Origin of the sequence: Jonquetella anthropi DSM 22815 (genome assembly GCF_000237805.1) — a bacterium.
In the GTDB taxonomy this organism is placed as follows: Bacteria; Synergistota; Synergistia; order Synergistales; family Dethiosulfovibrionaceae; genus Jonquetella; species Jonquetella anthropi.
On the sequence record NZ_CM001376.1, the window covers coordinates 969603 to 995646 of the forward strand.

At 61.2% G+C, this 26044-nt stretch carries 26 protein-coding genes; 8 read left to right on the forward strand and 18 right to left on the reverse strand.

The genetic code is table 11. The annotated features are described in order from the left end of the window. Nucleotides 1–8 precede the first annotated feature (8 nt). The 7 genes from rny to JONANDRAFT_RS04485 form a co-directional block, all read right to left on the reverse strand. The gene (rny, locus tag JONANDRAFT_RS04455) at nucleotides 9–1565 is read right to left on the reverse strand and encodes a ribonuclease Y (RefSeq protein ID WP_008521316.1); all 1557 of its coding nucleotides are present in this window, start codon (nucleotides 1563–1565) and stop codon (nucleotides 9–11) included. A 213-nt stretch (nucleotides 1566–1778) separates the two neighbouring features. Then, nucleotides 1779–2258, reverse strand: coding sequence for a regulatory protein RecX (locus JONANDRAFT_RS04460; RefSeq protein WP_008521317.1), 480 nt, complete (start codon nucleotides 2256–2258; stop codon nucleotides 1779–1781). A 1-nt stretch (nucleotide 2259) separates the two neighbouring features. Further along, nucleotides 2260–4335, reverse strand: a complete 2076-nt coding sequence (recG, locus tag JONANDRAFT_RS04465) for an ATP-dependent DNA helicase RecG (protein WP_008522950.1) — start codon at nucleotides 4333–4335, stop codon at nucleotides 2260–2262. Next, complete coding sequence (locus JONANDRAFT_RS04470) at nucleotides 4332–4781, reverse strand: DivIVA domain-containing protein (protein ID WP_233417386.1); 450 nt, start codon at nucleotides 4779–4781, stop codon at nucleotides 4332–4334. Before JONANDRAFT_RS04470 ends, recG begins: the two co-directional genes overlap by 4 nt. A gap of 4 nt (nucleotides 4782–4785) precedes the next feature. Further along, nucleotides 4786–5256, reverse strand: coding sequence for a hypothetical protein (locus tag JONANDRAFT_RS04475; protein ID WP_008521320.1), 471 nt, complete (start codon nucleotides 5254–5256; stop codon nucleotides 4786–4788). A gap of 34 nt (nucleotides 5257–5290) precedes the next feature. Continuing rightward, on the reverse strand, nucleotides 5291–5983 hold the full coding sequence (locus tag JONANDRAFT_RS04480; protein WP_008521321.1) for a YggS family pyridoxal phosphate-dependent enzyme: 693 nt from the start codon (nucleotides 5981–5983) through the stop codon (nucleotides 5291–5293). Further along, nucleotides 5977–6939, reverse strand: coding sequence for an efflux RND transporter periplasmic adaptor subunit (locus tag JONANDRAFT_RS04485; protein ID WP_008522952.1), 963 nt, complete (start codon nucleotides 6937–6939; stop codon nucleotides 5977–5979). The genes JONANDRAFT_RS04480 and JONANDRAFT_RS04485 overlap by 7 nt, the downstream gene beginning before the upstream one ends. 251 nt (nucleotides 6940–7190) lie before the next feature. On the opposite strand from JONANDRAFT_RS04485, the gene JONANDRAFT_RS04490 reads away from it, so the two are divergent. The 4 genes from JONANDRAFT_RS04490 (at nucleotide 7191) to grdD (ending at nucleotide 13574) form a co-directional block, all read left to right on the forward strand. Continuing rightward, the gene (locus JONANDRAFT_RS04490) at nucleotides 7191–9341 is read left to right on the forward strand and encodes a glutamine synthetase III (RefSeq protein ID WP_008522953.1); all 2151 of its coding nucleotides are present in this window, start codon (nucleotides 7191–7193) and stop codon (nucleotides 9339–9341) included. A 154-nt stretch (nucleotides 9342–9495) separates the two neighbouring features. Continuing rightward, the gene (gene megL, locus JONANDRAFT_RS04495; protein WP_008521325.1) at nucleotides 9496–10683 is read left to right on the forward strand and encodes a methionine gamma-lyase; all 1188 of its coding nucleotides are present in this window, start codon (nucleotides 9496–9498) and stop codon (nucleotides 10681–10683) included. Between the two features lie 201 nt (nucleotides 10684–10884). Continuing rightward, nucleotides 10885–12405: a glycine/sarcosine/betaine reductase complex component C subunit beta gene (gene grdC / locus JONANDRAFT_RS04500; protein ID WP_008521327.1), complete on the forward strand. Its 1521-nt coding sequence runs from the start codon at nucleotides 10885–10887 to the stop codon at nucleotides 12403–12405. Between the two features lie 14 nt (nucleotides 12406–12419). Next, nucleotides 12420–13574: a glycine/sarcosine/betaine reductase complex component C subunit alpha gene (gene grdD / locus JONANDRAFT_RS04505; RefSeq protein ID WP_008521329.1), complete on the forward strand. Its 1155-nt coding sequence runs from the start codon at nucleotides 12420–12422 to the stop codon at nucleotides 13572–13574. 173 nt (nucleotides 13575–13747) lie between these two features. Here the strand turns inward: grdD and JONANDRAFT_RS04510 are convergent, their stop codons facing one another. The 11 genes from JONANDRAFT_RS04510 to JONANDRAFT_RS04555 form a co-directional block, all read right to left on the reverse strand. Continuing rightward, entirely contained in the window at nucleotides 13748–13945 is a 198-nt protein-coding gene (locus JONANDRAFT_RS04510) for a cold shock domain-containing protein (RefSeq protein ID WP_008521330.1), read from the reverse strand. Between the two features lie 173 nt (nucleotides 13946–14118). Continuing rightward, nucleotides 14119–14460, reverse strand: coding sequence for a YcbK family protein (locus tag JONANDRAFT_RS04515; RefSeq protein WP_008522954.1), 342 nt, complete (start codon nucleotides 14458–14460; stop codon nucleotides 14119–14121). Nucleotides 14461–14557: 97 nt separating this feature from the next. Then, nucleotides 14558–14725 carry a YvrJ family protein gene (locus JONANDRAFT_RS08080; RefSeq protein ID WP_008522956.1) on the reverse strand — a complete coding sequence of 56 codons (168 nt, stop codon included), beginning with the start codon at nucleotides 14723–14725 and terminating at the stop codon, nucleotides 14558–14560. A 30-nt stretch (nucleotides 14726–14755) separates the two neighbouring features. Continuing rightward, nucleotides 14756–14968, reverse strand: a complete 213-nt coding sequence (locus JONANDRAFT_RS04520; RefSeq protein ID WP_008521334.1) for a DUF2922 domain-containing protein — start codon at nucleotides 14966–14968, stop codon at nucleotides 14756–14758. 40 nt (nucleotides 14969–15008) lie between these two features. Then, complete coding sequence (locus JONANDRAFT_RS04525; RefSeq protein WP_008521336.1) at nucleotides 15009–15224, reverse strand: DUF1659 domain-containing protein; 216 nt, start codon at nucleotides 15222–15224, stop codon at nucleotides 15009–15011. Between the two features lie 157 nt (nucleotides 15225–15381). Next, a complete protein-coding gene (locus JONANDRAFT_RS04530) occupies nucleotides 15382–15915 on the reverse strand; it encodes a biotin transporter BioY (protein ID WP_155801329.1) in 534 nt (177 codons plus the stop codon). A gap of 156 nt (nucleotides 15916–16071) precedes the next feature. After that, the gene (locus JONANDRAFT_RS04535; protein WP_008521338.1) at nucleotides 16072–16680 is read right to left on the reverse strand and encodes a CD3072 family TudS-related putative desulfidase; all 609 of its coding nucleotides are present in this window, start codon (nucleotides 16678–16680) and stop codon (nucleotides 16072–16074) included. Between the two features lie 14 nt (nucleotides 16681–16694). Next, nucleotides 16695–17975: an ABC transporter substrate-binding protein gene (locus tag JONANDRAFT_RS04540; RefSeq protein ID WP_008521339.1), complete on the reverse strand. Its 1281-nt coding sequence runs from the start codon at nucleotides 17973–17975 to the stop codon at nucleotides 16695–16697. A 59-nt stretch (nucleotides 17976–18034) separates the two neighbouring features. Next, nucleotides 18035–18853, reverse strand: coding sequence for a carbohydrate ABC transporter permease (locus JONANDRAFT_RS04545; RefSeq protein WP_008522958.1), 819 nt, complete (start codon nucleotides 18851–18853; stop codon nucleotides 18035–18037). 10 nt (nucleotides 18854–18863) lie between these two features. Beyond that, entirely contained in the window at nucleotides 18864–19736 is an 873-nt protein-coding gene (locus tag JONANDRAFT_RS04550; RefSeq protein ID WP_008521341.1) for a carbohydrate ABC transporter permease, read from the reverse strand. Beyond that, the gene (locus tag JONANDRAFT_RS04555; RefSeq protein ID WP_008522959.1) at nucleotides 19733–20764 is read right to left on the reverse strand and encodes an ABC transporter ATP-binding protein; all 1032 of its coding nucleotides are present in this window, start codon (nucleotides 20762–20764) and stop codon (nucleotides 19733–19735) included. Before JONANDRAFT_RS04555 ends, JONANDRAFT_RS04550 begins: the two co-directional genes overlap by 4 nt. 238 nt (nucleotides 20765–21002) lie before the next feature. On the opposite strand from JONANDRAFT_RS04555, the gene JONANDRAFT_RS04560 reads away from it, so the two are divergent. Genes JONANDRAFT_RS04560 through JONANDRAFT_RS04575 form a run of 4 tightly spaced genes read left to right on the forward strand, consistent with a single transcriptional unit; the run spans nucleotide 21003 to nucleotide 25854 of the window. Beyond that, nucleotides 21003–23171, forward strand: coding sequence for a Tex family protein (locus tag JONANDRAFT_RS04560; protein ID WP_008522960.1), 2169 nt, complete (start codon nucleotides 21003–21005; stop codon nucleotides 23169–23171). Then, on the forward strand, nucleotides 23149–24057 hold the full coding sequence (locus JONANDRAFT_RS04565; RefSeq protein ID WP_008522962.1) for a radical SAM protein: 909 nt from the start codon (nucleotides 23149–23151) through the stop codon (nucleotides 24055–24057). The genes JONANDRAFT_RS04560 and JONANDRAFT_RS04565 overlap by 23 nt, the downstream gene beginning before the upstream one ends. Further along, a complete protein-coding gene (locus JONANDRAFT_RS04570; protein WP_008521347.1) occupies nucleotides 24054–25046 on the forward strand; it encodes a radical SAM protein in 993 nt (330 codons plus the stop codon). Before JONANDRAFT_RS04565 ends, JONANDRAFT_RS04570 begins: the two co-directional genes overlap by 4 nt. After that, nucleotides 25027–25854: a lipoate--protein ligase family protein gene (locus JONANDRAFT_RS04575; RefSeq protein WP_008522964.1), complete on the forward strand. Its 828-nt coding sequence runs from the start codon at nucleotides 25027–25029 to the stop codon at nucleotides 25852–25854. Before JONANDRAFT_RS04570 ends, JONANDRAFT_RS04575 begins: the two co-directional genes overlap by 20 nt. The last annotated feature ends 190 nt before the right edge of the window (nucleotides 25855–26044 follow it).

Genomic DNA, 26044 nt, shown 5'->3' on the forward strand with positions numbered 1-26044 from the left:
GCCGCCGCCTATTTTGCTAGGTCGGACGCGCGGATTTCCTTGATGACGGTCACCTTGATCTGTCCGGGATACTTGAGCTCGTCTTCGATCTTCCGGGCGATGTCGTAGGCCAGCTTGGCGACCGACGCCTCGTCGAGCACCTGCGGGGCCACCATGATTCGGACCTCGCGCCCAGCCTGAATGGCGTAGGCCTTCTGGACGCCCTTGAATGATTTTGCCAGCGTCTCCAGTTTTTCAAGCCGTTTGACGTAGGCGTCCAAGCTCTCGCGCCGGGCGCCCGGCCGAGCCGCGCTGATCGCGTCCGCCGTGGCGACAATGACGTCGTAAATCGACTTGACTTCCATGTCCTCGTGGTGCGCGCCGATGGCGTTGATAACTTCCGGACACTCGCCATACCGTTTGGCCAAGTCGGCACCGATCAGGGCGTGAGGGCCTTCGATCTTGTGGTCCACCGCCTTGCCGATGTCGTGCAGCAGGCCGGCTCGGCGCGCCATTTCCTCGTCGAGCTCCAGCTCGTTGGCGATCATGCCGGACAGGTAGGCCACTTCCAAGCTGTGCTGCAGGGCGTTCTGCCCGTAACTGAACCGATAGCGCAGCTGACCGACTAAATGGACGAGTTCGCTGTGCATCTGCTTGATTCCAAGGTCGAGCACGGCCTGCTCTCCCGCTTCGACGACCGATTCTTCGACGTCCTGTTCGGCCTTGGCGACCAGCTCTTCGATCCGGGCCGGGTGGATTCTCCCGTCAACCACAAGGCGCTCCAAGGCTCGGCGGGCAATTTCACGCCGGATTGGGTCAAAACAGCTGAGGGTGACGGCTTCAGGGGTGTCATCAACGATCAGATCTACGCCTGTGACGGTCTCGAAAGCCCGAATGTTGCGGCCTTCCCGGCCGATAATACGGCCTTTCATCTCGTCGGACGGCAGAGGAACCACGCTGACGGCCACATCGGACGACTGCTCGACGGCGCAGCGCTGAACGGCACTGACGACGATTTCTCTGGCGCGGCGTGCCGCTTCTCTCTGGTACTGCTCTTCCAGTTCCTTCAGCTTGAGACCGATGTCCCGCTGGGCCGACTCTTCCACTTGACGGAGCAGGATTTCCCGCGCGGCGTCCTGGCTGAGGGCGGCGACTTCCTCGAGTTTGGCGCTCTGCTGCTGCTTGAGCTCTTCGGCTTCGGCGAGTTTCTTGTCCAAGTTGTCCAGCCGATTTTTTACTTCTTCTTCCCTTCGGGTGATTTTGTCCAGTTTCTTGTCCAGGTTCTCTTCCTTCTGTTCCAGACGACGCTCCGTCCGGTCAACTTCAAGACGCCGCTCTTTCGCCTCTTTCTCCGCCGCTTGGCGAAGCGAGTACGCCTCGTCCCGGGCGCGGGTCAGCACAGACTGTCTTTCCCTATCCGCATCGAGCCGAGCGTCTTTGACGATCTTTTCCGACTGGGCCTTGGCCTCTTCCATTTGAGCTTTACCGGCGACCTTGACCGCAGTCTTCGACGCAAAGTAGCCGACGGCCCCGCCTGCAATCAGGCCGACGACGGCAAAAAGGATTACTGAAACTGCTGAACTCATTAAAATACCTCTTTTCCATAAATTAAGTTGTTCGTCTCTTCTGTTTAGTTTATTTATCAGAAGAAGAGAAGTAAGCCTGCGCCGGGCAAGCAAGGCGCAGGCTCGGGAATTATCTTAACAGATCTGGTGTATTTTAGCCTTTTTTGCACCAATCGACAACAGAAAAGACCGCGGGATGGGAGCGTTTTCTCGCGTCCCCATCCGGCGGCCTTTTTATTCCTCTTCGTTTTTCTCCCGCAAAGCCGCGCAAATCGCGCCTTTGGCGTCAGTTCCGCTGAACCCGCGGCGAATCAGCCGACCGAAAACTTTTTCCGGCGACAGATTTCTCCCCAGCCAATTAACGGCCAGGGCGCACGCCCGCGCCCGGTCGTCGACGCCCTCTTGTTCCATGGCGTTGGCAACGGTTTCCCGGCGGACGCCCCGAGAGGCCAGTTCGTCAAAAAGGCGGCGCCGTCCCCAGTCCTGCTTGGCCTGAACGAACGCCCGAGCGTAAAAGTCGTCGTCGATTAGCCCGCAGGCTTGGCCTTGCGCGATGAGCTGTTCGGACGTTTGGGGAGGACAGCCCCGCTCGGCAATCCGCCGGCGAATTTCCTTTTCCGTGCGAGGGACGGAGGTCAGGCGAAAGAAGACCGCCGTCCAGTTCGTTTCGTCCGCTTTTTTCCCGCTTTCCTTCGGTCTGCTCGTCGTTCTCATGTTACGCAGTCTCGGCGAGCTCAAGCAGCGTTCCATACCGACGGCGCACCTGCTCCATCAGGCCGTCCGGGACGGTTCCGGCTTGGACCATTTTTCTGGCTGTCTTTTGCGCGTCTTCCATGAGCTGAACGTCCCTCACGAGGTCGGCCACCCGAAAGTCGGTGATCCCGTGCTGGCGGACGCCGCAAAACTCGCCGGGGCCGCGCAGCGACATGTCCAAGTCGGCGATGGTGAACCCATCGTCGGTCCGGCAGAACGCCCGAAGCCGTTCGGCCGACGGGCCACCGGCGTGAGACAGCAGGAAGCACCAGCTCTGACGGTCGCCCCGGCCGACGCGGCCGCGAAGCTGATGAAGCTGGGACAGACCAAACCGTTCGGCGTCCTCGATGACCATCACTGTGGCATTCGGCACGTCGACCCCCACTTCGATGACCGTCGTGGCGGCCAAAAGCGTCAGCCGGCCGGCGGAAAAGTCTTCCATGACGGCCGTTTTTTCGTCCGAGGTCATGCGGCCGTGGAGCATGCCGGTACGTTCGGCGCCAAATCGCGCTTTCAGCTCGGCGAATCGGGCCTCAAGAGCCGCGACCGGCAGCTCTTCGCTCTCCTCGATGATCGGACAGATCCAGTAAACCTGCCGGCCGCCGTCCATCTGCTCTTCGAGCCAGTTCAGCAGGTCGGGCCTCTTGCTCTCGCTCACCCAGCTGGTCCGAATGGGAAGGCGTCCGGCCGGTTTGTGGCGAAGCGTCGACAGGGACAGATCGCCGTAGATCGAAAGCGCCAGCGTTCGGGGAATCGGCGTGGCTGTCATGACAAGCCGGTGCGGCTGACCGCCCGACCGGGCCGACAGGGTGCGCCGCTGCAACACACCGAACCGATGCTGTTCGTCGATGACGACCACGCCCAAGTCGGCGAAGTCGACGCCTTCCTGAACGAGCGCGTGAGTGCCGATCGCCAAGTCGATCGTCCCATCGGCCAGTCCGGTCAGGATCTCTTCTTTTTCGGACTGTTTGAGCCCGCCGGCCAGCAGGGCAGTTTTGACCCCGAGGGGATCAAGCCAGCGGCGCACGGTCATCCAGTGCTGGAAGGCCAGAACCTGCGTCGGCGCCATGAGGACGGCCTGTTTCCCAGACTCGACGGCCCGAAGCATGGCAAGAAGTGCCACGGCGGTTTTGCCCGAACCGACGTCGCCTTGAAGGAGCCTGTTCATCCCCGCCGGGTTCATCAGGTCCTCGTCAATTTCTGCGGTCGCCCGGCGCTGGTCATCGGTCAGGCTGAAGCCGAGGCGGTCGAGAAACGCCTGACGGAGCGGACGAGCCAGCCCGTCCAGCCGAGGGGCTCTTGCTTCTTTGTCGCTTCCGGCCCGGCGGAGCGCCAAGCCGATCTGAAGCCACAAGAACTCCTCAAACGCCAGCCTCGTTCGGGCGGCCAGCCACCCGGAGCGGGACGTCGGCCGGTGCATTTGGAGCACGGCGGTCTTGGCGTCCGGCCAGCCGCGCTCGCTGATCAAGCTTTCCGGCAGGGTTTCGGTCAGCTGGGAGACGCCAAAATCGACGGCTCGTGACACCAGTTCGCGAAGCCACCGGTCGGGGAGCTGAGCCGTTCCGGGGTAAATCGGCAGAATGGTCCCGATGATCGTCGGCTCCTGCCCTCCGCGGAGAACTTCAAGCTCCGGGTTAATCAGCTCCACCCGGTTTCCGCGCCGATTGACCTTCCCCCACAGGGCGAGTTCGGTCCCGGCTTGAAGCGCCCGCTCAAGCCCCGGACGGCCGAACCAGAGCGCGCCGGCGACCGATTGGCCGTCGCTCAGGCTGGCCCGAAGCATTGACACGCCCTTTTTGGGCGAGCGAAGCCGTGACCAGGACAGGACGACGGCCCGGAAAGCCCCCTGCGCGTCGTGAACTGCTGACGCTAAGGGGACGAGAGTGCGCCGGTCCTCGTACCGCCGCGGGAAAAAATAAAGCAGGTCTTCGATCGAAAAAAGCCCCAGACGGCCAAGGGCGTCCGCTCGAGCGGAACCGACGCCCTTTAAATCCGTCAGGGGACTTCGTAAGCTCAGTTCTTGCAGCTTGGATTTCACAAAGAGACACTCTGCTCGGAGAGCAGACGGGAGAAGCTCTCAACGAGCGCCCGACAGTCCGAAAGCAGCTCGTCACGCCGGTTGGTCAGCACGCGAACCTGCTCGGCGAGCCTTGCGGCCTGCTCCTGAGACTGGCCGATGATCTGCTGCGCCTTGGCTCTGGCGTCGGCGACGATTTGCTCGGACTGGGGGGCTGGCGAGCTGACCGGCCGAGGGGCCGACAGGGCTTCCTTCAGCGACCGCTTCAGGTCTTCCAGTTCAGCGGCTGCGCTGCTGCCGGACAGCTGGTCTTCCAGCTCGGCGTTGCGCCGCTGGGCTTCGGCGAGAAGCTCGGCGTACGCCTGAAGCGAGTCGGCGACACGGTCGAGAAAATCGTCCACTTGGTCTCGGTTGTATCCGCTGATGGAACGGCCAAAGACGACGCTGGCCGCCTCATTAGCCTTCATCAGCTCAACGGGCTGCATAGACGGCTCCGTCGATGTCAGGCACCCACTCTTCTACGACGCCCTGAGCAGAACAGAAGAGGAACGTAGCCGAGCTGATCCGGAACACGCCGTACTGCCATTTGCGGGCCTGATCTACCAGCTCGTCAAGGACACCCTGCGCGGCAATCGGCTCGGCGCCGTGGAAGTCAACCAGCACAATCTGGCCGGAGCGAATCGCTTCCAGCAGGTTGTCGGCCATCGCCGCCACGTTGTCACCCCGCACCAAAATAACCGGGACGCTTTCGCTCTCCACTTTGTTCTGCGGCGCTTTGTTTTCGCCTTCGTAGGGCGGAAGGTCTTTCGTCAGCCGCCGGCGTTCCTGCCCGGCAGCTCCTTCCTCCTGCTGCTGCCATTGCCGGCGCTTCTGTGCCCGGTACGACTGGGACCCGGCGTTCTCACCGTTCATTCCGAAAAGCTCTTTAATCTTCTCCAGCATCGTTTTTCCTCCTCAATACCTTCGCTCCCGCCGGTCAGCGGGCTCCGAAAATTGCCGTCCCGACGCGAACCATGGTACTGCCTTCTTCTATAGCAAGCTCGTAATCTCCCGACATTCCCATGGACAGCACGGGAAGCGAAAGCCCGGTACGTTTCCGAAGGCCCTCCGCGCAGTCTCGAAGAGCGGCAAATGACCGCCGAATCTGGTCTTTGTCGTCGGTCAGAGGGCCGACGGTCATCAGTCCCTGCCAGTCGAGCCGGCCGCACTGAACCAGCGCGTCAGCGATGATCGGCGCGTCGGCGAGCGCGCAGCCGCTTTTCGACTCCTCAAGCGACGTGTTCACCTCAAGGAGAACCGGACGCCTGACGCCCAATTCGGCCGCGATATCCTGCAGCCGTTGGGCCAGCTTGACGCTGTCGACGCTTTGGATAGAGTGGAACAGCTCCAGCGCCTTGCGCGCCTTATTCCGCTGGAGCTGGCCTATCAGGTGCCACTTGACCGGCGGCAGGCCGGCAGGCCACGCGGGGATCTTTTCCATTCCCTCCTGAACCCTGTTCTCGCCCAAGTCGGTGATCAACCCAGTCTGAACAGCTCGAATGATCATATCAAGAGGCTTCGTCTTTGACACGGCAACCAGCGTGACGTCGCCCCGCTTCCTGCCGCTGCGGGCCGCTGCCTGAGAAATCCTATCGAGCACTTCGCCGATTCGTTCCTCAAACGTCACCATACTTCGACTCTCCTCTCCTCCGCTGACGCGCCGTCCAAGACCAGCGGGTTCCCCAGCTGAAGGCCGCCGGAGATGAAAAAGCGCCCGTCGCCCAAGGGCCAGCCGGTCACTTGGATGAAGACAATTCTGTTCCCGTTCACCTCGTAAACGCCCCAATGCCCTTGGCGCATGACGACGGACGATTCGGGGACGAGATATCCAGAGGTCTCGCCGGCGCATATGAGCAGACGAAGCCGCCGGCTCCGAGTCATCCACAGCGGAAACATTGGCAGCTCCACCGCCACTTTAGCCATCAGGTCGCTCACCGGCAGGACGACCCGAACGTCTGCCTGCCAACGGGATCCGTTCGGCTCAAAACGTATCGTTACCTTTGATTTTTTCAGCGCGGCGCTCATGAAGTCGGTCATCTGGACGTAAAAAAGCGCCCGAGGCCGTTGAGGCAGCGGGAGCAGTTTTCCGACGATGCTTCCCGCGGCGACCTCGCTGAAATTTTCAACCTGCTTAGGCTCAGGCACTTCGGGAAACGCCGCGGTGCCCGGCCACAGGTTCTGGTAGCTCCAGTTCCCTTCCATGCCGTCAGTCCACGGGAGAAAGAACCCTCTGCCGGGGGATTTAAGGTTAAACGTTTGGCCTCCGGACAGCAGGGTCGCTACGACTTCTCCAGCGACGACTGCCGCGCCGACTCCCCCGCTGGTCAACTGAACAGCCCCGTCGCGGGGTGACTTCAGAAGCTGCTCCTGCCACAAAAGCAGCGCGTCAACCGACTGCTGCTGTTCGTACACCCACGGCTGAGGAAAGGTCACCGGCGGCAGCTGAACGTCCTGCGTCGCCCGAAGCCAACCCCAGTACGCCCACGCGGCGCAGCCAAAAACGAAGCTGACAGCGACAAGACGGCATACTTTTCTCAGCCTGCCGGGACGGCCTTCCTCTTCATGCGTTTCGGTTCGCCGCTCCACTGGCACTCCCCCTTACTCGTGCTATTTTATCATTCTTTCTTCCTATTCGTCTTTTTGTCGGTCATTCCTTCGTTCTGACGTTTTTTCGTCGATTTCTGCTTCGCTTTTGGCCGACAGAGGACACGCAAAAAACTACTCAAAACTAATTTTTAGCGAGTGATTTTTATTATTTTTTGCTTTTACTCTTGCCATCACTGTCAAAATGGAGTATAAACGTGAAATCTTGCAGAACATCTGAAGGAGTTGATCGTATGGGCGCAACATCTACACCGATGGAAATTTTCAACGCTCACGTTTTTGACTTGGACAAGATGAAAAACTACATGCCCCAAGAGGCGTTCAAGAAGCTGGTCAACGCCATTGAAGGCGGGACACAGCTTGACGACGACGTGGCTGAGGCTGCCGCCTGCGCCATGCGCGAGTGGGCTCTCAGCATGGGCGCTACCCATTATACTCACTGGTTCCAGCCCCGCACGGAGGCGACGGCTGAAAAACACATGGCGTTCCTCTCGTATGACGACGACGCCAAGCCGTTTTACTCGTTCTCAGGCAAACAGCTCATCAGCAGCGAACCGGACGCGTCGTCGTTCCCGTCCGGCGGCATGCGCTCCACCTTTGAGGCCCGCGGCTACTGCGCGTGGGATCCGTCGAGCCCGGCGTTCCTCCTGATGAGCCACAAGGGCGGCACGCTCTGCATTCCTTCCGTTTTCATCTCCTACGACGGCACGCCGCTGGACATGAAGACCCCGCTGATAAAAAGCATCGACGCAGTGACGAACCAAGCGCTCCGGCTGCTTAAGATGTTCGGCAACCGGTCGGTCAAGTCCGTGCAGGTCACGGTGGGCGCCGAACAGGAGTACTTCCTGCTGGACGCCGATACCGCCGCCCGCCGGCCTGACCTGACGATCTGCAGCCGGGCCCTGATCGGCCAGCCGTCCCCGAAGGCGCAGAACGTGGAAGCTCACTACTTCGGTTCGATTCACCCGCGTATTCTTTCCTTTATGGAAGACGTGGAGCGGGACATGTACCGGCTCGGAACGGTCATCATGACCCGCCACAACGAGGCGGCGCCCTGCCAGTTTGAGTTTGCGCCCCTGCCGTCGGAAGCCAACCGAGGCTGCGACCAGAACCACATGCTGATGGAAGCGATGCGCCGAATGGCCCGGCGGCACGGCCTGAAGCTCATCTTCCACGAGAAGCCGTTCAACGGCACCAACGGGAGCGGCAAGCACCTGAACTTCTCGCTGAGGGACAGCGAAGGGCGCAACCTGCTCAAGCCGTCGTCCAATCGGGCGCGGAATATTCAGTTCCTCACCTTCCTTTCCGCGTTCCTGATCGGCATGGCTCGGAACGGAAGCCTTCTGCGGGCGTCCATCGCCTCGGCAGGCAACATGCACCGGCTCGGCGGACACGAAGCGCCTCCGGCGATCATGACCGCCTACTTGGGGTCGTTCTTGACCGACGTGCTGAACCGAATCGCCTCCGGCGGCGACGACCTGCAGGAGTCCGAGGCCGATCATCTGCTCGACTTGGGGCTCACCCGTCTTCCTCAGCTGGCCGGCGACTCGACCGACCGCAACAGGACGTCCCCTGTGGCCTTCACGGGAAACAAGTGGGAGTTCCGCGGCGTCGGTGCCCCTCAGGCCCTCGCCGGGCCTCTGACCGCCTGCTTGGCCCTGTGGGCCGAAGGGCTCGACGCGATGGCGACGGTCATCAGCAATCGGATGTCCGACGGCGCCACCGTTCAGGAAGCCGCCCTTTCGGCGATCCGCTTGGCTGCCGACGAAAGCGAAGCCTGCCGATTTGACGGCAACGGCTACGCCGCCGACTGGCCGGAGAAAGCCCGTCAGCGCGGCCTGCCGGTGAAAGAGACCACCATCGAGGCGCTTGACTCGTACTTGGAGCCAGCCAACTTGGCGCTGCTGTCCAAGCTCGGAATCATGGACGAGCGGGAAGTCCGGGCCTACCACGCCATTCGGGTTGAACAGTACGTTCAGTCTCTCACCGTGGAGGTTTCCGTGCTGATCACCATGATGAGGGAAGGCGTCCTGCCGGCAGTGGCCCGCCAGATATCGCTTCTCCAGTCAGCGCGGCCCGGCGTGTCCGCCGCGCCCAAGCGGGTGCAGGCCAAGTGGGACGACGAGAGCGAAAAGCTCGCGGCCTGCTGGGCGGATATCGCCGAGCAGACCGACGCCCTCGAGGCCCTGAAGGCTCGGCTCCCAGGCCTGCCAGCCCTCGAAGCGGCGGACGTCCTGACCGACCAAGCCCTTCCTATTATGGAAGAACTCCGCCGGCTGGCCAACTTCGCCGAGTCGCGGGTCAGCGCCGACCTGTGGCCCTACCCGACGACGAGAGAACTTTTCTCCGCAACGGCGACGACGCCCCAGCAAGCCAGACAGTAAACCGACGACGGCACGCCTCCCAGGAGGCGTGCCGTTTTTGCCGCTCTGACAGGCGAATATGTTATAATAATAACAAGCATTTTCGGGACGGCTTACGCGCTGCGAGGGACGCGGGTAAGCCGACCCGTCATCTTTTGTAAAGGAGAGGATTCGCATGGGCATGAAAGTTCCTGGGTTTGCCACACAATCTATCCACGCTGGGGCAGAGAAAAACGGTTTCGGCTCGCTGGCCGTTCCAATTTACGAGACGTCCACGTTCATTTTCGACTCGGCCGAGCAGGGCGGACGCCGTTTTGCTCTGGAAGAAGAAGGCTTCATCTACACCCGACTGGGCAACCCGACAACGGCCACCCTGGAACGGCGCGTTGCCGCTCTTGAGGGCGGCGACGAGGCCATCGCCACATCGAGCGGCATGGGCGCCATCGCGTCGGTCTTCTGGGCGCTGCTCAAAGCCGGCGATCACGTGGTCACCGACTCGTGCCTTTACGGCTGCACCTTCGCCCTTCTGGAACACTCTCTGACGCGCTTTGGCGTTGAAGTGTCGTTCGTCGACACGGCGAACTTGGAAGAAGTCCGCGCCGCCATGAAGCCCAACACCCGCATGGTGTACCTTGAGACGCCGGCGAACCCGAACCTGAAGATCGTCGACATCGCCGCCGTCTCGAAGATCGCCCACAGCCATGAGAACGTCGTCCTTGTGGTAGACAACACGTTCGCCACGCCGTACCTTCAGCGGCCGCTGGAGCTTGGAGCCGACGTGGTCGTCCACTCGGCGACCAAGTACCTGAACGGCCACGGCGACGTCATCGCCGGGCTCGTCGTCACCAACAAAGAACTGGCCTCCCCGATCCGCTGGGTCGGATTGAAAGACTGCACCGGCGCCGTGCTGGGACCGCAGGAAGCCTTCCTCATTATCCGCGGGCTGAAGACCCTGCCGATCCGCATGGAGCGCCACTGCGCCAACGCCAAATTGGTGGCCGAGTTCTTGGACAAGCACCCGAAGGTCGCCAAGGTCTACTACCCCGGCTTGGCGTCCCACGAGGGCCACGACATCGCAGCTAAGGAGATGAAGGACTTCGGCGCCATGATCTCCTTTGAACTGAAGGGCGGCGTCGAAGAAGGCCGCACCCTGATGAACAGCGTTAAGGTCTGCTCGCTGGCCGTCTCGCTGGGCGACACGGAGACGCTGATTCAGCACCCCGCCTCGATGACCCACTCTCCCTACTCGCCGGAAGAGCGGCACGCCGCTGGGATCACCGACGGCCTCGTCCGTCTGTCGGTTGGCCTTGAGGACCCTGAGGACATCATCGCCGACTTGGACGCCGCGTTGGCAAAAATTTAAGACCTGATAAAAAAGCTGGCCCTAAGCTTAGGGCCAGCTTTTTGTGTTTGCCGACGGAACAGGCAAGATAACAAAAAATCAGATGAGTCATAAATACCGCTTTCCTTGCGAAAGATTTCATTTATAATGAAACATCGGCAGCAAGAAATGTTCAGCCGTTTAAGACTGTCAACAAAAGCCTATGAGGAGGTTGTTTGTCGAATGTCGAGAGTTGCCATCAAGGGTTCCGCCTACTGCTTGGAGCACGTTCCTGGGCTGGGGTTCCACTACGGGAACACGCCGTACACCGCCGGCGAAGGAGAGAAAGAGTATCTCGCCGCTCTGCCGAAGCACCTGCAGACCTACGAGGAAGCGAAGGACTACGCTCCCAACCAAGTCTACATCGGCGCCATGCCCATCGACGCGCTGGAGTCCCAGCCGAAGCCGATGTACGAGAACCGCATTGCCAACGCGCCCCGCTTCGGCCGCTACGGCGAAATCATGCCTGAGGACGAGTTCCTTGGGCTGATGGATATCTGCGACGTGTTTGACCTGGTCTGGCTCGAGAAGGGCTATGCCGCCGAGGTCAAGACCAAGCTGGAGGCCCATGAGCTGATCACCGACGCCATGGTGGCCCGCCTTGAAGCCGGTCACGACGCCGAAGAAATCGCCAAGGAGACGTCTGAGCACTCCGCCCTGCCACTCTATCTGGGCGACCGGGTTGTGGGCTGCGTCCGTTCCGGCCACAGCGTCGACGAGAACCTGTTTCCCCACGTGCTGATGGAGAACATCGCCAGCAAGGCCGGCAGCGTTCTGACCCTGCTCCACCTGCTCAAGAACACCGGAATGAAGCCCGAGGACGTGGACTTCCTCATCGAGTGCTCCGAAGAGGCTGCAGGCGACGCCTGCCAGCGCGGCGGCGGCAACTTCGCCAAGGCCATCGCCGAGATCGCCGGCTGCCCGAACGCTTCCGGCTGCGATATCCGCGGGTTCTGCGCCGGCCCGGTCAACGCCATGATCGCCGCCGCTTCCCAGGTGGCTGCTGGCACGCGCAAAAACGTGATCGTCATCGCCGGCGGCGCCATCCCGAAGCTCTACATGAACAGCCGCGACCACGTCAAAAAGGGCATGCCCGCCCTTGAGGACTGCCTTGGCTCGTTCGCCGTCCTTCTGACCCCGCCGGACGGCCACAGCGCGGAAATGCGCCTTGACTGCCTCGGCAAGCACACCGTCGGCGCCGGCGCCGCTCCTCAGGCCATCACTCAGGTTCTGACCTGGGATCCGCTTCAGAAAGCCGGCCTGACCTACAACGACGTCGACAAGTTCGGCGCTGAGCTTCACATTCCTGAAATCACCGAGCCGGCCGGCGCCGGCAACGTGCCGCTGGCCAACATCAAGATGATCGCCGCTCTGGCCGTCATGAAGAAGGCCGTCGAGAAGAAGGATATGATGAACTTCGTCAAGGAAAAGGGCCTGCCGGGCTTCGCCCACACGCAGGGCCATATCCCCGCCGGCGCCCCCTTCATCGGACAGGCCGCCGACATGATCACCGAGGGCAAGATCAACCGGGCGATGATCATCGGCAAGGGATCTCTGTTCCTCGCCCGTCTGACCAACCTAGCCGACGGCGCGTCGTTCATCATCGAAAAGCCGGCAGCCGCTGAAACCGCCGTTTCTAAGGACGATATCAAGAGCACCCTGCTGGAGGCTCTGAGCGAGCTGGCCACCTCCCTCACGAAGTAAGGAGGTCACGACGAATGTCTGACGTTCGCAAACTCATCGGCGAGGCTCTCGCCGAAGTCATCGAATCGGCCAAAAGCGGCGGCCCCTGCGTTAAAGTAGGCCTTCAGGCCTGCGGCAGCGAGCACGGCCCGATGGAAACCGTTCGGGCGGCCAAATTGGCGATGGAACAGAACCGGGGGCTGAAAGTCGTCATGATCGGCCCCAAGAAGGTCGAAGGGTACGACGACCTCGAGTGGATCGAAACTCCCGACACGGAAGTTGACCTTGAAAAGGCCATGGACGACGCGATGGGCTCGGGCCGCGTGGCTGGAATCGTGGCCATGCACCACCCGTTCCCCATGGGCGTCACCACCATCGGCCGGGTTTTCACCCCCGCATTGGGCCGGGATATGATCGTCGCTTCGACGACCGGCACCAGCGCCATCAACCGGGTCGAGGCCATGATCCGCAACACCGTTCTGGGCATTGCAGTCGCCAAGTCGATCGGCAAGACGAACCCCACAGTCGGCATTTTAAACGTCGAAGGCGCCCAGCTGGTCTTCAAGGCCCTCAAAAAGCTTCAGGAAGCCGGCTACCCCATCACCTTCGGCGAAAGCAAGCGGGCTGACGGCGGCTCGGTTCTCCGGGGCAACGACATCCTTCAGGGCGTTGTCGACATCTGCGTCTGCGACACTCTGACCGGCAACGTGCTGATGAAGATGTTCTCGTCGTTCTCCACCGGCGGTTCCTTCGAGGCCACTGGCTGGGGCTACGGCCCGTCGGCCGGCGAGGGCTGGAAGCACGTGGTCAACATCATCTCCCGCGCCAGCGGCGCGCCGGTCATCGCCAACGCGCTGGCCTACTGCGGCGCCGCCGCTTCCGGCAAGCTGCCCGAGCTGGTCGCCCAGGAAATGGCCGCCGCGAAGAACGCCGGTTTGGACGACGTGATCGCCTCCTTCCTTCCCAAGCCTCAGGCCGCCGCGGAGGAAATCAAGGCGCCTGCCGCCGAACCCACCGACGAGGAGATTCACGGCGTCGACGTGCTGGCTATTGAGGACGCGGTGCGCGAGCTCTGGAAAAACGGCATCTACGCCGAAAGCTCCATGGGCTGCACCGGCCCGGTCGTCAAGCTGAACAAGAAAAACGAGGAGAAGGCCAAGGAAATCCTCAAGGCCGCCTCTTTCATCTAGTCTGAACGAACAAAAAAGAGGCCGGACGGCAAAAGCCGTCCGGCCTCTTTTTAATGAACAAAAACGTGGACGCAAGGGGAGAAACAAAGGCATCAAAACAAAAAAACGCGGGTTCTTTTCGGACATCCGAAAAGAACCCGCCGATAGTTCAGCTTCTTGGGCTCACGCGGAGCTTAGAGCTTCACCACATTCGCGGCCTGAGGACCCTTCTCGCCCTCAACCACGTCGAACTCAACCGAGTCGTTCTCGTCCAGGGACTTGTAGCCGGTCATATTGATCGCGCTGAAGTGAACGAAAACGTCCTTACCCTCTTCAGTGGTGATGAAGCCGTAGCCTTTCGTTGCATTGAACCACTTGACAGTGCCTTTCATTACGCGTGTGCCTCCAAAAAATAAATATTGCCTCTCGCGGTGCAAGAAGCTGTGACTTGCGTCACTGGAAGAATTATCCTTTATTTACCCTTAAAAGTCAATCTTGGATTTATTTTTATGCAAAACGAGCGAACCGATTGGTTCGCTCGTCGTCTGGCGGTCCCCGGCGAGGACTACACTCCAAGGTGAACATATCCTTTTTCCTGATACGGCAAAATCTGATTAAAGCCGCACTCTTCCGCAGCCCGGCAGATGGCCCTCAGCAATCCTGAGTCAGCGGCGACGTCAACAGCCCGGCCTCGTAAATGCCGGCTGCGGGGAACGCCGCCCACGGCCCTGTTGTGGCTGGGACACCGAGTTCCGCTCGTGATGCGCAGGGGGCCGACGCGCTCCCACAGCTTTTTTACCGCCGCGTCCAGCTCCGGCGCCGTCAGGTCGAGCCCGCAGCACGGGCAGGCGGGCGATACGGCCAGTGCCGCGCTTTTCGACATGCCGTCAGAAATTACCAGAGTCATCGTTGTTCCTCCTTTTTCCTCCCGTCGTCGGGAACTCCGCCGCTCTCGAGCAGCCGCCCCATCAGGACGAAAATCATCGCTAGAATCTGACGCTCTCTTACTCCCACCTGCCGTCACCTCCCCTTCTCAGAGAGGCTATCGCCCTCTGAAGCTCGTTAATGGCCTCGGTCAGCGTTTCCAGTTTCCGTTCCGTGCGCACTAAAAGCCACGCCGCCACGGCGACTGCAAAGCCGTTTTGAAGCCATCCGGTCATCGACTCGTCCACATCGCGCCTCCTTTCTCTTCAACTCCTGCCTTACGCCAGCAGGTCCGTGACGTTCCGGGCGATCACTTCCGCCTTCAGCAAGCCGGAAGGCCCTTGAACGAACGCCGCCTTCTGAGCCACGACAGTTTCCATTGCCGTTCTGACGGCCGCCTTGTCCAGCCCCGACTTAGGGGACGGCAGCGTGATGGTCATCTGGCTCTCGTCAGGCCGGCTGAACGCCAGCCGCAGTGACTTCGTCTCCATACGTTTCACCTCCTTTCGTCATCTCTCACTCGCACCTCGCCTACTCAATCACCGACGTGTCATGCCGGATCAGGCTCACGACTTCCGGCTCGATCAGAGCGCCCAGAGCGGAACCGATCGCTGACAGAGAGTCAGCGGTCGCGTTTCCAGCAATACCGTTGACAGACGACGTGCGGTACTTGGGCTGCCCCGAAGGAGTCGTCCCAGCAGCAGTCTGCAGCTGGAGCACGCTCTTGCGGAATACCTGAGTTGCCATGTTTTCACCTCCTCGTTTTATGATGACAGCATGTTATCATTTGCCGATTTACTTGTCAATATGGCCGAAAAAATAAATACTTTAAGTAATTTGGGCGCGTAAAAAAAGAGCTCACCCGAAGGCCGTCAGGCATTGGGAGAGCTCTTTATAATTGGGTCTATTTCGACTGGCCCGCAGCAGCGCTGAGACGGCGGTTCACCGCACAGCCAAGCAGGGACAGGACGACGCATTTCACCGAGTCCATCGGAAGGAAGATCAGGCAGCCGGCTGTTAAAGCCTTCGCGAACGGCATGGCCACGCCGTTGACATGGTTCATGACAAACCAGAGCCAAGGCACGCCGCAGATGTAAAGGACCGCGAGCCCTGCAAAGCTCGCCAGCAGGCAGCGCACGAAGCTGCGGCTCCCGCCTGCCAGAAGGCCGATCGTGAACGCGCAGGCGATGAAGCCTAAGATAAACCCGAAGGTGGGATGGGCGAAACTCCCCGGGCCGCCGCCGAAGCTGAAGACAGGAGCCCCAGCTAGGCCGACCAGCGCGTAAACAACAATAGCCAGAGCGCCGTCGCGGGCCCCCAGCATCAGGCCGGCAAGCCCAACGAAAAAGAACTGCAGCGTGAACGGAACAGGCCCCAACGGAACGACGATCCGTCCGCCGACCGCGCACAGCGCCGCAAAAAGAGCAATTAGCACCATTGAACGAGCTTTCAACCGCATCGCTCCCTTTTTTAAGATAGACCCATTATGCCGACGCGGCCGCTTTATGTCAACTATTATTATAGTTTAAGTTTACAATTTATTAATTTTGGCGAGATAAAAGGCCTGCCGCCCAGAAGGGCGGCAGGCTGTGTATCAGTCTTTTTCCCGCTCGTCTTCCGTCCGACAGGCGGACAGAAGGCGTTTTTTGACCGAGCTCCATCGGCACGTGGACGGCTTTTCCGAGTCCACGCCGGTCATCGGCAGGGGCGACAGGCCGCGGCGGCTCCACTCTTCCTGAAGGGTCCGAATGAAAACCCCCGGGCCGGGAACGGCCCGGCACCCGCGAACCGACCGGCTGATCGCCTCCGGGTCGGAAATGACGCCGCCCAGATAGCCGATGCAGGTTTTCGTCACCCCGCAGGTCGGGCTGCCCTCGACGCCGACGACGCCCAGCACGGTGACACCGTTTTTTATGTCGTCCTCCAGTTGATCCAAAACCGGTTCCAACAGGGCACGGCAGTGTCGCCTGTAGGCCGGCGTGTCGTACTGGTCGCGCGTCTGCCCCCACCGGCGGCGTCCGGCAAAGGTCGTCTCCGGACAGGGCAGCTGAACGATCCCCCAGCCTTCTTTAATGAGCGGGAGGACCAACTCTTTCAGCGCGCCCGAATAGGATCCGTACCCGTCGACTTTGGCGCAGACGTTGAGAAGGCAGTGAGCCAGCACGACGTAGCCGGTTCGCTCGGGAAGCCCGGCCTTTTTCATCGCAGTTCCTCCGATTAGAACGCCTTGCGCGCCTCGAGGATTTCCTTCCACGCCTGAGCGGCCGCGTCGTCAAGAGCCTGCTTGATGGGCTTGTTCTCCAGCAGGATGGCGTCGAGAGCCTTGGACATATTGTCGTGGATGGCGTAGCCGTTGACGATCCGAGGATCGATGAAGCCGTTCTCAAACGCCGGCAGGGCGGCCAGCTTGCCCGGGTCTTCCTTCTCGGCGAAAGCCTTGAACTTGTCGCTCTTGAGGATCTGCCAGCTCAGCGGCAAATAGCCGGAACGGGTTCCCCACTCCCACTGATTTTCAGGCTTCAGGAAGAACTTGAGGAACCGGAACGCCGCCTGACGGTCGGCTTCCGGGCAGGTGTTGAAGATGGCCACGTTGGTGCCGGAGAACAGGCTGGCGCTTCTGACGTCCTTCGGAAGCGGGGCCGCGCCGTATTCGATGCCGCCGGCCTTGCAGGCCTCGTTGATGTTGGGAAGCTGGGACATCTGGGTGATGCCCATGGCAGCCTCGCCGCGGCCGAACGGGCCGGTGATGTACTTCTCTTCTCTGGCAATACGGGCGTAGCCGATGCGAATCAGGCCGACCAAGAACTCATAGGCTTTGACGCCCGGTTCCTCGTTGAAGGTGATCTTGTCGTTAGCCTCGTCATACACGTGTCCGCCGGCCTGCTCGACCCACTGGCTGCCGTCGATCATGACCGACTGGTTGAACGCCAGCCCGTAGACCTTGTGTTCCGGATCGGTCAGGGCCTTGGCCGCCGCTTCCAGCTCGGCCCACGTGGTCGGGACGGCAATGTGCTTGTCGGCCAACATCTTCTTATTGTACAGAAGGAGGAAGGTTCCCTTGTTGAACGGCAGGGCGTAATGCTTGCCGTCCCAGACGCTGGACTCGCGGAGAAATTCCGGAATGTCGGCCAGCTCTTCTTTGGTGAAGCCGTTTTTGGGATCGGCCATCATGTCGTCCAGCGGCTGAGCAAATCCGTTCAGCACGTAGGAGACGAGACGGTTGTTGTAAATCATCGCCAGAGCCGGCATGTTGTTCGCCTTGGCCGCGCCTTCCAGCTTGGCGAACAGATCCCGGTAGTGCCCTTGGAACACGAGCTCCACGTTGTACTCGTCCTGAGCGTTGAACTTGGCGGCGATGTCCTTCAAAACCGCCTCGTTCTCGCCGGTCATGGCGTGCCAGAACTGAATCGTCTTGCCGCCTTCCTTGGCCCACGCGCCGGCGGAGAACAGCCCGACCGCCGCTAAAACGACGCCTACTCCAGACAAAAACTTCTTCAACCTGATGACCTCCTGTAGAGTGCAAGATATCGTAACCCTTCCGTCGCCGAAAGGAGAAACTACCCTTTTGTTCCGGCCCTATCCACCGCCCGGAGAAAGTTCTTTTGAAACAGAAGATACAGCCCGATGATCGGCAGAATAATGACCGTCGCGGTCGCCATCAGAAGGTGGTACCGTATGCCCGCCTCGTTGGTGAAGACTGACAGGGCGACAGGCAGCGTCCGCATTTGGGGAAGATCAGTGACGATGAGCGGCCAGAGGAACTCGTTCCAGCTCAAAATGACCCGCAACAGCCCGATCGTTACCAGAGCGGGCCGAGCCAGCGGAACCATGATCTGGAAGAGAAACCGAATGTTCGAGCAGCCGTCAATCCGGGCGGCATTGTACAGGCTTTCCGGAACGGACAAGAAATACTGGCGCAGCAGGAAAATGCAGAACGCGCTGGCCGTCCACGGCAGAATAAGCGCCGTGTAGGTGTTCACCAGCCCCATCTTGGACAGGGTGACGTAGTTGGGGATCAGCAGCGCTTCGCCCGGAATCATCATCGTGGCCACGCAGAGGGCGAACAGGACGTCCCGACCGAAAAAGTGAAGCCGTGAAAAGCCAAACGCGGCGAAAATCGTCGTGACGAGCGTCCCAGCAGTCACGCAGACGGTGACGAAAAAGCTGTTGAACAGGTACGTCCACAGCGGAATTTCCTTCGCCACCTGCAAATAGTTTTCCCAGTGAAAGACCTGAGGGATAAAAATTGGCGGCATGGCGAACGCCTCGCCGGGCGTCTTGAGGGACGTGGATATCATCCAGACGAACGGCAGAAGGGTCAGAAACGCGCCAAGCAGCAGCACCGCGTACATTAAAAAGAGTCCCAGTCGTCTCATGGCCCGGCTCCTAATAGTGAACCCGCCGGCGGCCAATCCTGAACTGAATCAGGTTGCACGCCGAGATGACGGCGAAAAGCACCAGCACCGCCGCCGAGGCGATGCCGTAGTGGTGCTGGTTGTAGAACTTCTCGTAAACGTAGTACACCAACGTCATGCCGCAGCTCGACGGGCCGACGCTGTTTCGGAACAGCGTGTAGGACAGGTCGAACATCTTAAAGCACTGAATGGCCGATATGACGCTCACAAAAAGAAGCGTTGGTGAAAGGAGCGGCAGCGTCACGTACCAAGTTCGCTGCAGAAATCCGGCGCCGTCCAGAGCGGCCGAACGGCTGTACTGCTCGTCGATCGTCTGAAGTCCCGTCAGAAATATCAGCACGTTGTAGCCCGTGCTCTTCCACACGCCCAAGATGACGAGGGCCCACCGCGCCCAGTCGGGATCCTCAAGCCACGCCCTCGGGCTGATCCCGACCGACTCCAACAGGAAGTTGAGAAGCCCGTGGGTCGAGTGAAACATCCAGTTCCACACCAAAGCGACGGCCACCGACGAGGTGACAAACGGGAGAAAGTAGACGGTCTGAAACAGCCGCCGCAGGCGGGCCGGTCCGTTGAGAGCCAGAGCGATTCCCAGCCCGAACAGCACCGACAGCGGCAGCGTGAACCCGACGTAAAACAGGGTGTTGCGAACCGCCTTCCAGAAGTCCGGATCGTTCCACAGGTAAACGTAGTTGCTCAGTCCGCGCTCGAACACCGCGTCGCGGAAGTAGTTGTACCGGGCGTAAAAGCTCATATCCACAGTGCGCCCCGCGGGGTACAGGGTAAAAATCCCCAGCACGGCCAACGCCGGCAGAATCCAGAGCAGGCCGTAAAGGAACTTTTTCATCTCCTGTCCTCCCCAGCTCGGGCGCCGGACGAATCGAAAAAGTACGGCTCGTTTTTCAGAACGACGCCTTGTGTCGTCCCAACCGCCGGAACGCTGGCGCTGGACGTCAGAGCCGTCAGAGTCGACGAGAGGCACCGCACCCGGACCAAGCACTCCCGGCCGAGAATTTCCGCGCTGACGACCGTTCCCGAAAGGGGCGCGTCAGGGCAAAGCTCCAACATGTGAGGCCGAATGACCGCCGTGGCAGCCCGGGCCGGAAGGGCGCGGGGCTTCCACAAAAGGCCCAACTCGGCCGAACTGGTTTCAAGGACGTTGGCCGGCGGGTTGGAGAAAAACCGGGCCGTGAAGAGGTTGCGCGGCGCCATGTAAAGCTCTTTGGGCGTCCCCTCCTGCTGAAGCCGCCCGGCGTCCAGCAGGACGATTCGATCCGACAGGCTGAGCGCCTCTTCCTGGTCGTGGGTCACAAACAGCGCAGTAATGCCCGCCTCCTGTTGGATACGGCGAATTTCTTGGCGCATCTGAACCCGCAGGGCAGCGTCGAGGTTGGAAAGCGGCTCGTCCATCAGCAGCAGATCCGGCCCCTTCACGAGGGCCCGCGAGATGGCGACCCGCTGCTGCTGACCGCCTGAAAGCTGGGACGGCTTGCGGTCCAGCAGGTCGCCGATACGGGTCAGGCCGGCGATTTCCTTCACCGCGCGCTCTATGTCACGGCGGCTTCGACGCTGAATCTTCAGCGGGAAAGCGATGTTGTCAAAAGCGGTCATGTGAGGGTAAAGGGCGTAGTTCTGAAAGACCATGCCCACGTTGCGCTTTTCGGGCGGCAAATCCTGAATCATCCGCTCGCCAAACCGAATATCGCCTGAGGCAGGCTTCAAGAATCCGGCCAAGGCGTTCAGCACCGTCGTTTTTCCCGACCCGCTGGGGCCCAAAAGCGATAGCAGACTCCCGGACGGAACGCGGAACGAAAGGTCCTCCACCACAGTTTTTCCGTCGTACCCGACCGAAAGATTGGATACCGTCAGATCCATCGTCGTCCTCCCATGTCCCTAAACAACTTTTTATGAATAAATATAATAATAATGCTTTATATTATTGAAGTCAACGCTCCTGCTGCTTCAAGCCTCCGCGCGAATGGCCCTCTTTCCTGCGTCGGCTGCCCCTGCGGTTCCTCGCCCGGCCCCGGCTCCGGCTGGACAGGTTAAAAGCGGCACGCTAAGATGTTAGCCGGAACGAGCTTCACAGAACCAATCAGGAGGGATTCAAGAAGTGAACCTTTTTACCCCGCAAATCGCCCGGGAACTCCAGCTCGCCCCTCAGGCAGTCGAAGCGGTCGCACAGCTGCTTGACGAGGGGGCGACCGTTCCTTTCATCGCCCGATACCGCAAGGAAAAGACCGGCAACTTGGATGAAGTCGCCATCACGGCCATTCGCGACGGCCTCGCCAAAGCGGCCGAGCTGGCGAGCCGCAAGGACGCCATCCTCAAGTCGCTGGCCGAGCGGAACCTGCTGACCGACGAGCTGAAAGCGGCCGTCGAAGGGGCGTCCACAATGACCGCCCTCGAGGACACTTACCTTCCCTACCGGCCCAAGCGGCGCACCCGCGCCACAGCCGCCCGGGAAGCGGGACTTGAGCCGCTGGCACGCCTCCTGTTCGCCCAAGGGGAAGACGACCCGCAGGCCGCCGCAGCGGCCTTTGTCAGCGAAGAAAAGGGCGTGGCCGACGTCGAAGCTGCCCTGTCAGGCGCCCGGGACATCATCGCCGAGTGGATCAGCGAAGACGTCAAGGCCCGACAGGAAATGCGCGGCGTTTTCGTCCGGTTCGGCCGGTGCGAGTCCACGGTCGTGGAGGCGAAAAAGGACGAGCCGGAAGCGGCGACGTACCAAGACTATTTCGACTGGTCGGACTCCCTTCGGTCCGTGCCGTCGCATCGCCTGCTGGCCGCCCTGCGCGGCGAGCGGGAGGGGTATCTGAGCGTGAGGATCAGGCCGAGCGACCAGGTGGCCCTGCTGACCCTTCGCCGGCTGTTCATCAAAGGCGAAGGCGCCGCGAGCGGTCAAGTCACGGCCGCTATTGAGGACAGCTACAAGCGCCTTCTGGGACCGTCGATGGAGAACGAGGCCCGGGCCATGCTCAAAAAACGCGCTGACACCGAGGCCATCGCGATTTTCGCCCGCAACCTGCGCCAGCTTCTCATGGCGTCGCCGTTCGGAGCCCGAGCTGTTCTGGCCGTCGACCCGGGCGTGCGCACCGGCTGCAAGGTCGTCGCGCTCGACGCGACCGGCGCCCTGTTGGCTCACGACGTGATTTTCATTCAGCGGGGGGCGGATCAGCTCGAAAAGGCCGCGGCGATTATCCGGCAGCTGATATCAAAGCACTCGCCGCTCGCCGTAGCGGTCGGCAACGGGACTGCCAGCCGAGAGACGGTCGACTTCCTGAACGGACTGTCCCTCGATATCCCAGTCCTTGTGGTGAGCGAGAGCGGCGCGTCGGTCTACTCGGCGTCAGAAGAGGCCCGAAAGGAACTTCCCGACCAGGACGTGACGGTCCGCGGCGCCGTGTCGATCGGCCGCCGGCTGATGGACCCGCTGGCCGAGCTGGTCAAAATCGACCCGAAGGCCATCGGCGTGGGGCAATACCAGCACGACGTAGACCAAAAGCAACTCCGCGAGTCGCTGGACGACACGGTGATCTCGTGCGTCAACTCGGTTGGCGTGGACCTGAACACCGCCAGCCCGCGGCTGCTCTCCTACGTCTCCGGTCTGTCGGACAAGCTGGCCCGCGGCATTGTGGCCCACAGGGAAGCCAACGGTCCGTTCACGAGCCGAAGCGCCCTGCTGGATGTTCCTCGTTTAGGGCCGAAGACGTACCAACAGGCGGCGGGTTTCCTGCGGGTGCGGAACTCGATCAACCCGCTGGACGCCAGCGCCGTTCACCCGGAGAACTACAAGCTGGTGGGCCAGATGGCCAGCGACTGCGGCTGCACCGTCTCCGAGCTGATGAAGGACCGGAGCAAGCGAGAGATGATCGACGTGAACAAGTACGTCTCCGGTGACGTGGGCCTTCCCACCCTGAACGACATCATGGCCGAGCTGGAAAAGCCCGGGCGGGATCCCCGGCCCGCGATGGTCTTTTTCGCTTTCGACCCGTCGGTCAAAACGATGAAGGACCTCAAAACCGGCATGACTCTGCCCGGACTCGTCAGCAACGTCACGGCGTTCGGCGCGTTTGTTGACGTGGGAGTTCACACCGACGGGCTCGTCCACGTCAGCCAGATGGGCCGGCCGGTCAAGGACCCGTCGCAGCTGCTTCACCCCGGTCAGGCCGTGAGCGTCACGGTGCTTGACGTGGACTTGAAGCGCAACCGAATTTCCTTGGCCCTCGCCAAGACGAAGAAAGACTGTCCCAAAAACGATGCCCCGACTGACGCCCGCTGAGCTCATCAGCCTGTCGGCTTCGGCTCAGGAATCGGTTCACGCCGCGTGGGAAACGGCGCGGCGGCACTTTCCACCCCTGCTGGTCTGCGACCGGCCGTCAGGAACACTGTCGGTTTCCGTCACCGGGACGACCTGCGCCCTCAACTGCGCCCACTGTGGCGGCCACTACCTCGAAGGGATGACGCCGGTTTCTCGGCTTGAAAGCGAGCTGTCCCGGGGGACTTATACCAGCTGCCTGATCTCCGGCGGCTGCACCCCGGCTGGTAAGGTGGAAGTCGCCCAGCGCGCCGAGCTGATCGCCGGGCTGAAAGCCCGGGGATTTAAAATCAACGTCCACGCCGGGCTGATCACCCAGGAAGAAATCGACGTGCTGGCGCCTTTGGCTGACGCGGTGTCGTTCGACATGGTCACCGACGAACAGACCATTCGGGACGTTTTCGGTCTGTCCCGAACCGGCAGCGACTACGTCAATACCTATAAGGCCTTGCGGAAAAGCGGCGCCAACGTGGTGCCCCACGTGTGCATCGGCCTGTGGGGCGGCGTTGTCCGCGGCGAGTTCGACGCACTGGAAACGCTGGCGCGTCTTGGTGCGCCCGGCGTCGTCTTCATCGTCCTGATTCCCACGCCCGGCACGGCGTTCGCCGACCGCCAGCCGCCCCGGCTGGAAGACGTGGCGGCCGTCTTAGTCCGCGCTCGGGAACTTTTCCCCGACAAGCCGCTCAACTTGGGCTGCATGAGGCCCAAAGGGCGCTACCGGGCCGAGCTGGACATGCTGGCCGTGGGCTCGGGCATCAACAGGATCGTCAACCCTACCGGCCCGGCACTCGAACTTGCCCATCGTCTGGGGTTGGAACTGATCGAACGAAAGGAGTGCTGCGTGCTGTGAGGATTCGCCTTTCTATCGGCACGGCCGCCGCCCTCGGCCTAGCGCAGCTCAAGACGGACGCCCCGACCACGACGGCGTACCTGATGGATATCGGCGGGCGCTGCGCTTACAACTGCGCCTTCTGCGCCCAAGCCCGAACCGCCACAGGCGGTGACGACAGGCTTTCCCGCGTCATTTGGCCAGCCTTTGAGTTGGCCGACGTGGTCGGCCCGCTCCGGATTGCCGCCGACGAGGGACGAATCATGCGGGCCTGCATTCAAGTCACCATGAACACTGGATCGTTCCAGCGCACTCTCGACATTCTCGACGCGGTAGCGCCGATTCTCTCCCTGCCGGTCAGCGTGTCCACCAACATACAGGCGGTCTCGCAGGTTCAAACCCTTTTCGCCCACGGAGCGGCGCGAGTGAGCATCGCCCTCGACGCGGCCACCCAGCCGCTTCACGATCGGGTCAAAGGAACGGGCTACAAGCACAAGATGGAGCTTCTAACCGAGTGCGCCGACCGCTACCCCGGCCGAATCTCGACCCACTTCATCGTCGGACTGGGCGAAAGCGAAGAAGACGTGATTCGGGCGATTGCCGCCATGTACGACCGACACGTCACGGTGGGCCTGTTCGCCTTTACCCCGCTCAAAGGAACTCGTATGGCCGACGCGCTGCCGCCTGAAGCGGGGACGTACCGGCGCGTCCAGCTGGCCAACTGGCTGATGAAGTTCCGCGGCGCCCGACCTGACGCCATGACGTTCCAAGACGGCCGGCTCGTGAGCCTCGGGAGCTGGCACGACGAAGCCCTGAAAGTCGCCCTGACCGGCGAGCCGTTCCGCACAGCCGGGTGCAAAAACTGCAACCGACCGTACTACAACGAGAACCCCGGACACGGCGTGATGTACAACTACCCGCGGGCGCTCAAAGCCGCAGAAGCCCTGAACGCCGCGAAAGAAACCGGCCTATTTTCGGGAGGTCTGAACGATGAAATGGAGATACGTTGACACCGGCACGTCGACCGGCGCGTGGAACATGGCCGCTGACGAGGCGATCATGCGCCATTGTGCGGCCGGCCTTGTGCCGCCGACCCTGCGCTTTTACCGCTGGTCTCCGGCGACTCTCACGCTGGGCTACTTCCAGCGGGCGGAGCGGGACGTGGACTTTGACGCCTGCCGCCGTCAGGGCATCGACGTGGTGCGCCGCCTCACCGGCGGCCGGGCCGTCCTGCACGATCACGAGCTCACCTACAGCATTATCATGGCCAAGGCGAACTGCCCCCTGCCCGAAAGCGTCACCGAGTCGTACCGAATCCTTTCGCGGGGGCTTGCCGAAGGCTTTCGGATTTTGAACCTGCCCGTGGCAATGACCCGCCCTGCTCCAAGAGCCGGCAAACTAGGCAGCTCGGGAGCGTGCTTTGACGCCCTTTCCGCTTGGGAATTAGCCGCCGACGGCAAAAAAATCGTCGGGAGCGCCCAAGCGCGGCGCTACGACGCGCTGGTTCAGCACGGCTCAATTCTGAACGACTTGGAGGCGGACAAACTTTTTTCGACCATGAAGGACGCCGATCCGCTGCGGCTCGCCCGGGCCAAGGAGACGTTCCTCGACAAAGCCACCAGCATCCGCCACCTGTTAGGTCATCCCCTTGAAATGGCCGACCTGATTTCCGCCTTCAAAGAGGGTTTTTTCCTCGCCCTCGGCCGAGACCTGAACGCCGAGTTTGAAGAGTCCCCGCTGACGCCCGGCGAACTGGAAATGACCGAACGGCTGGCCGCCGAAAAGTACCAGTCCGACGAGTGGAACATGATACGATAAGCGAGAAAATGCCGCCCTAACGGGCGGCGTTTTTTGTAACTGACAGCCCCCCAAAGCGGGCAGGAGCAAAGCTGGGCAAGTTACTTTTTTGTAGCAAAAAACTCTTAAGAGCAGACAGTCTGTTGATTAGCTTGATGAGCAAGGAGAAAAAGCCTCCCGAGAATATCAGATTTTGCCCTCAAACATTCCC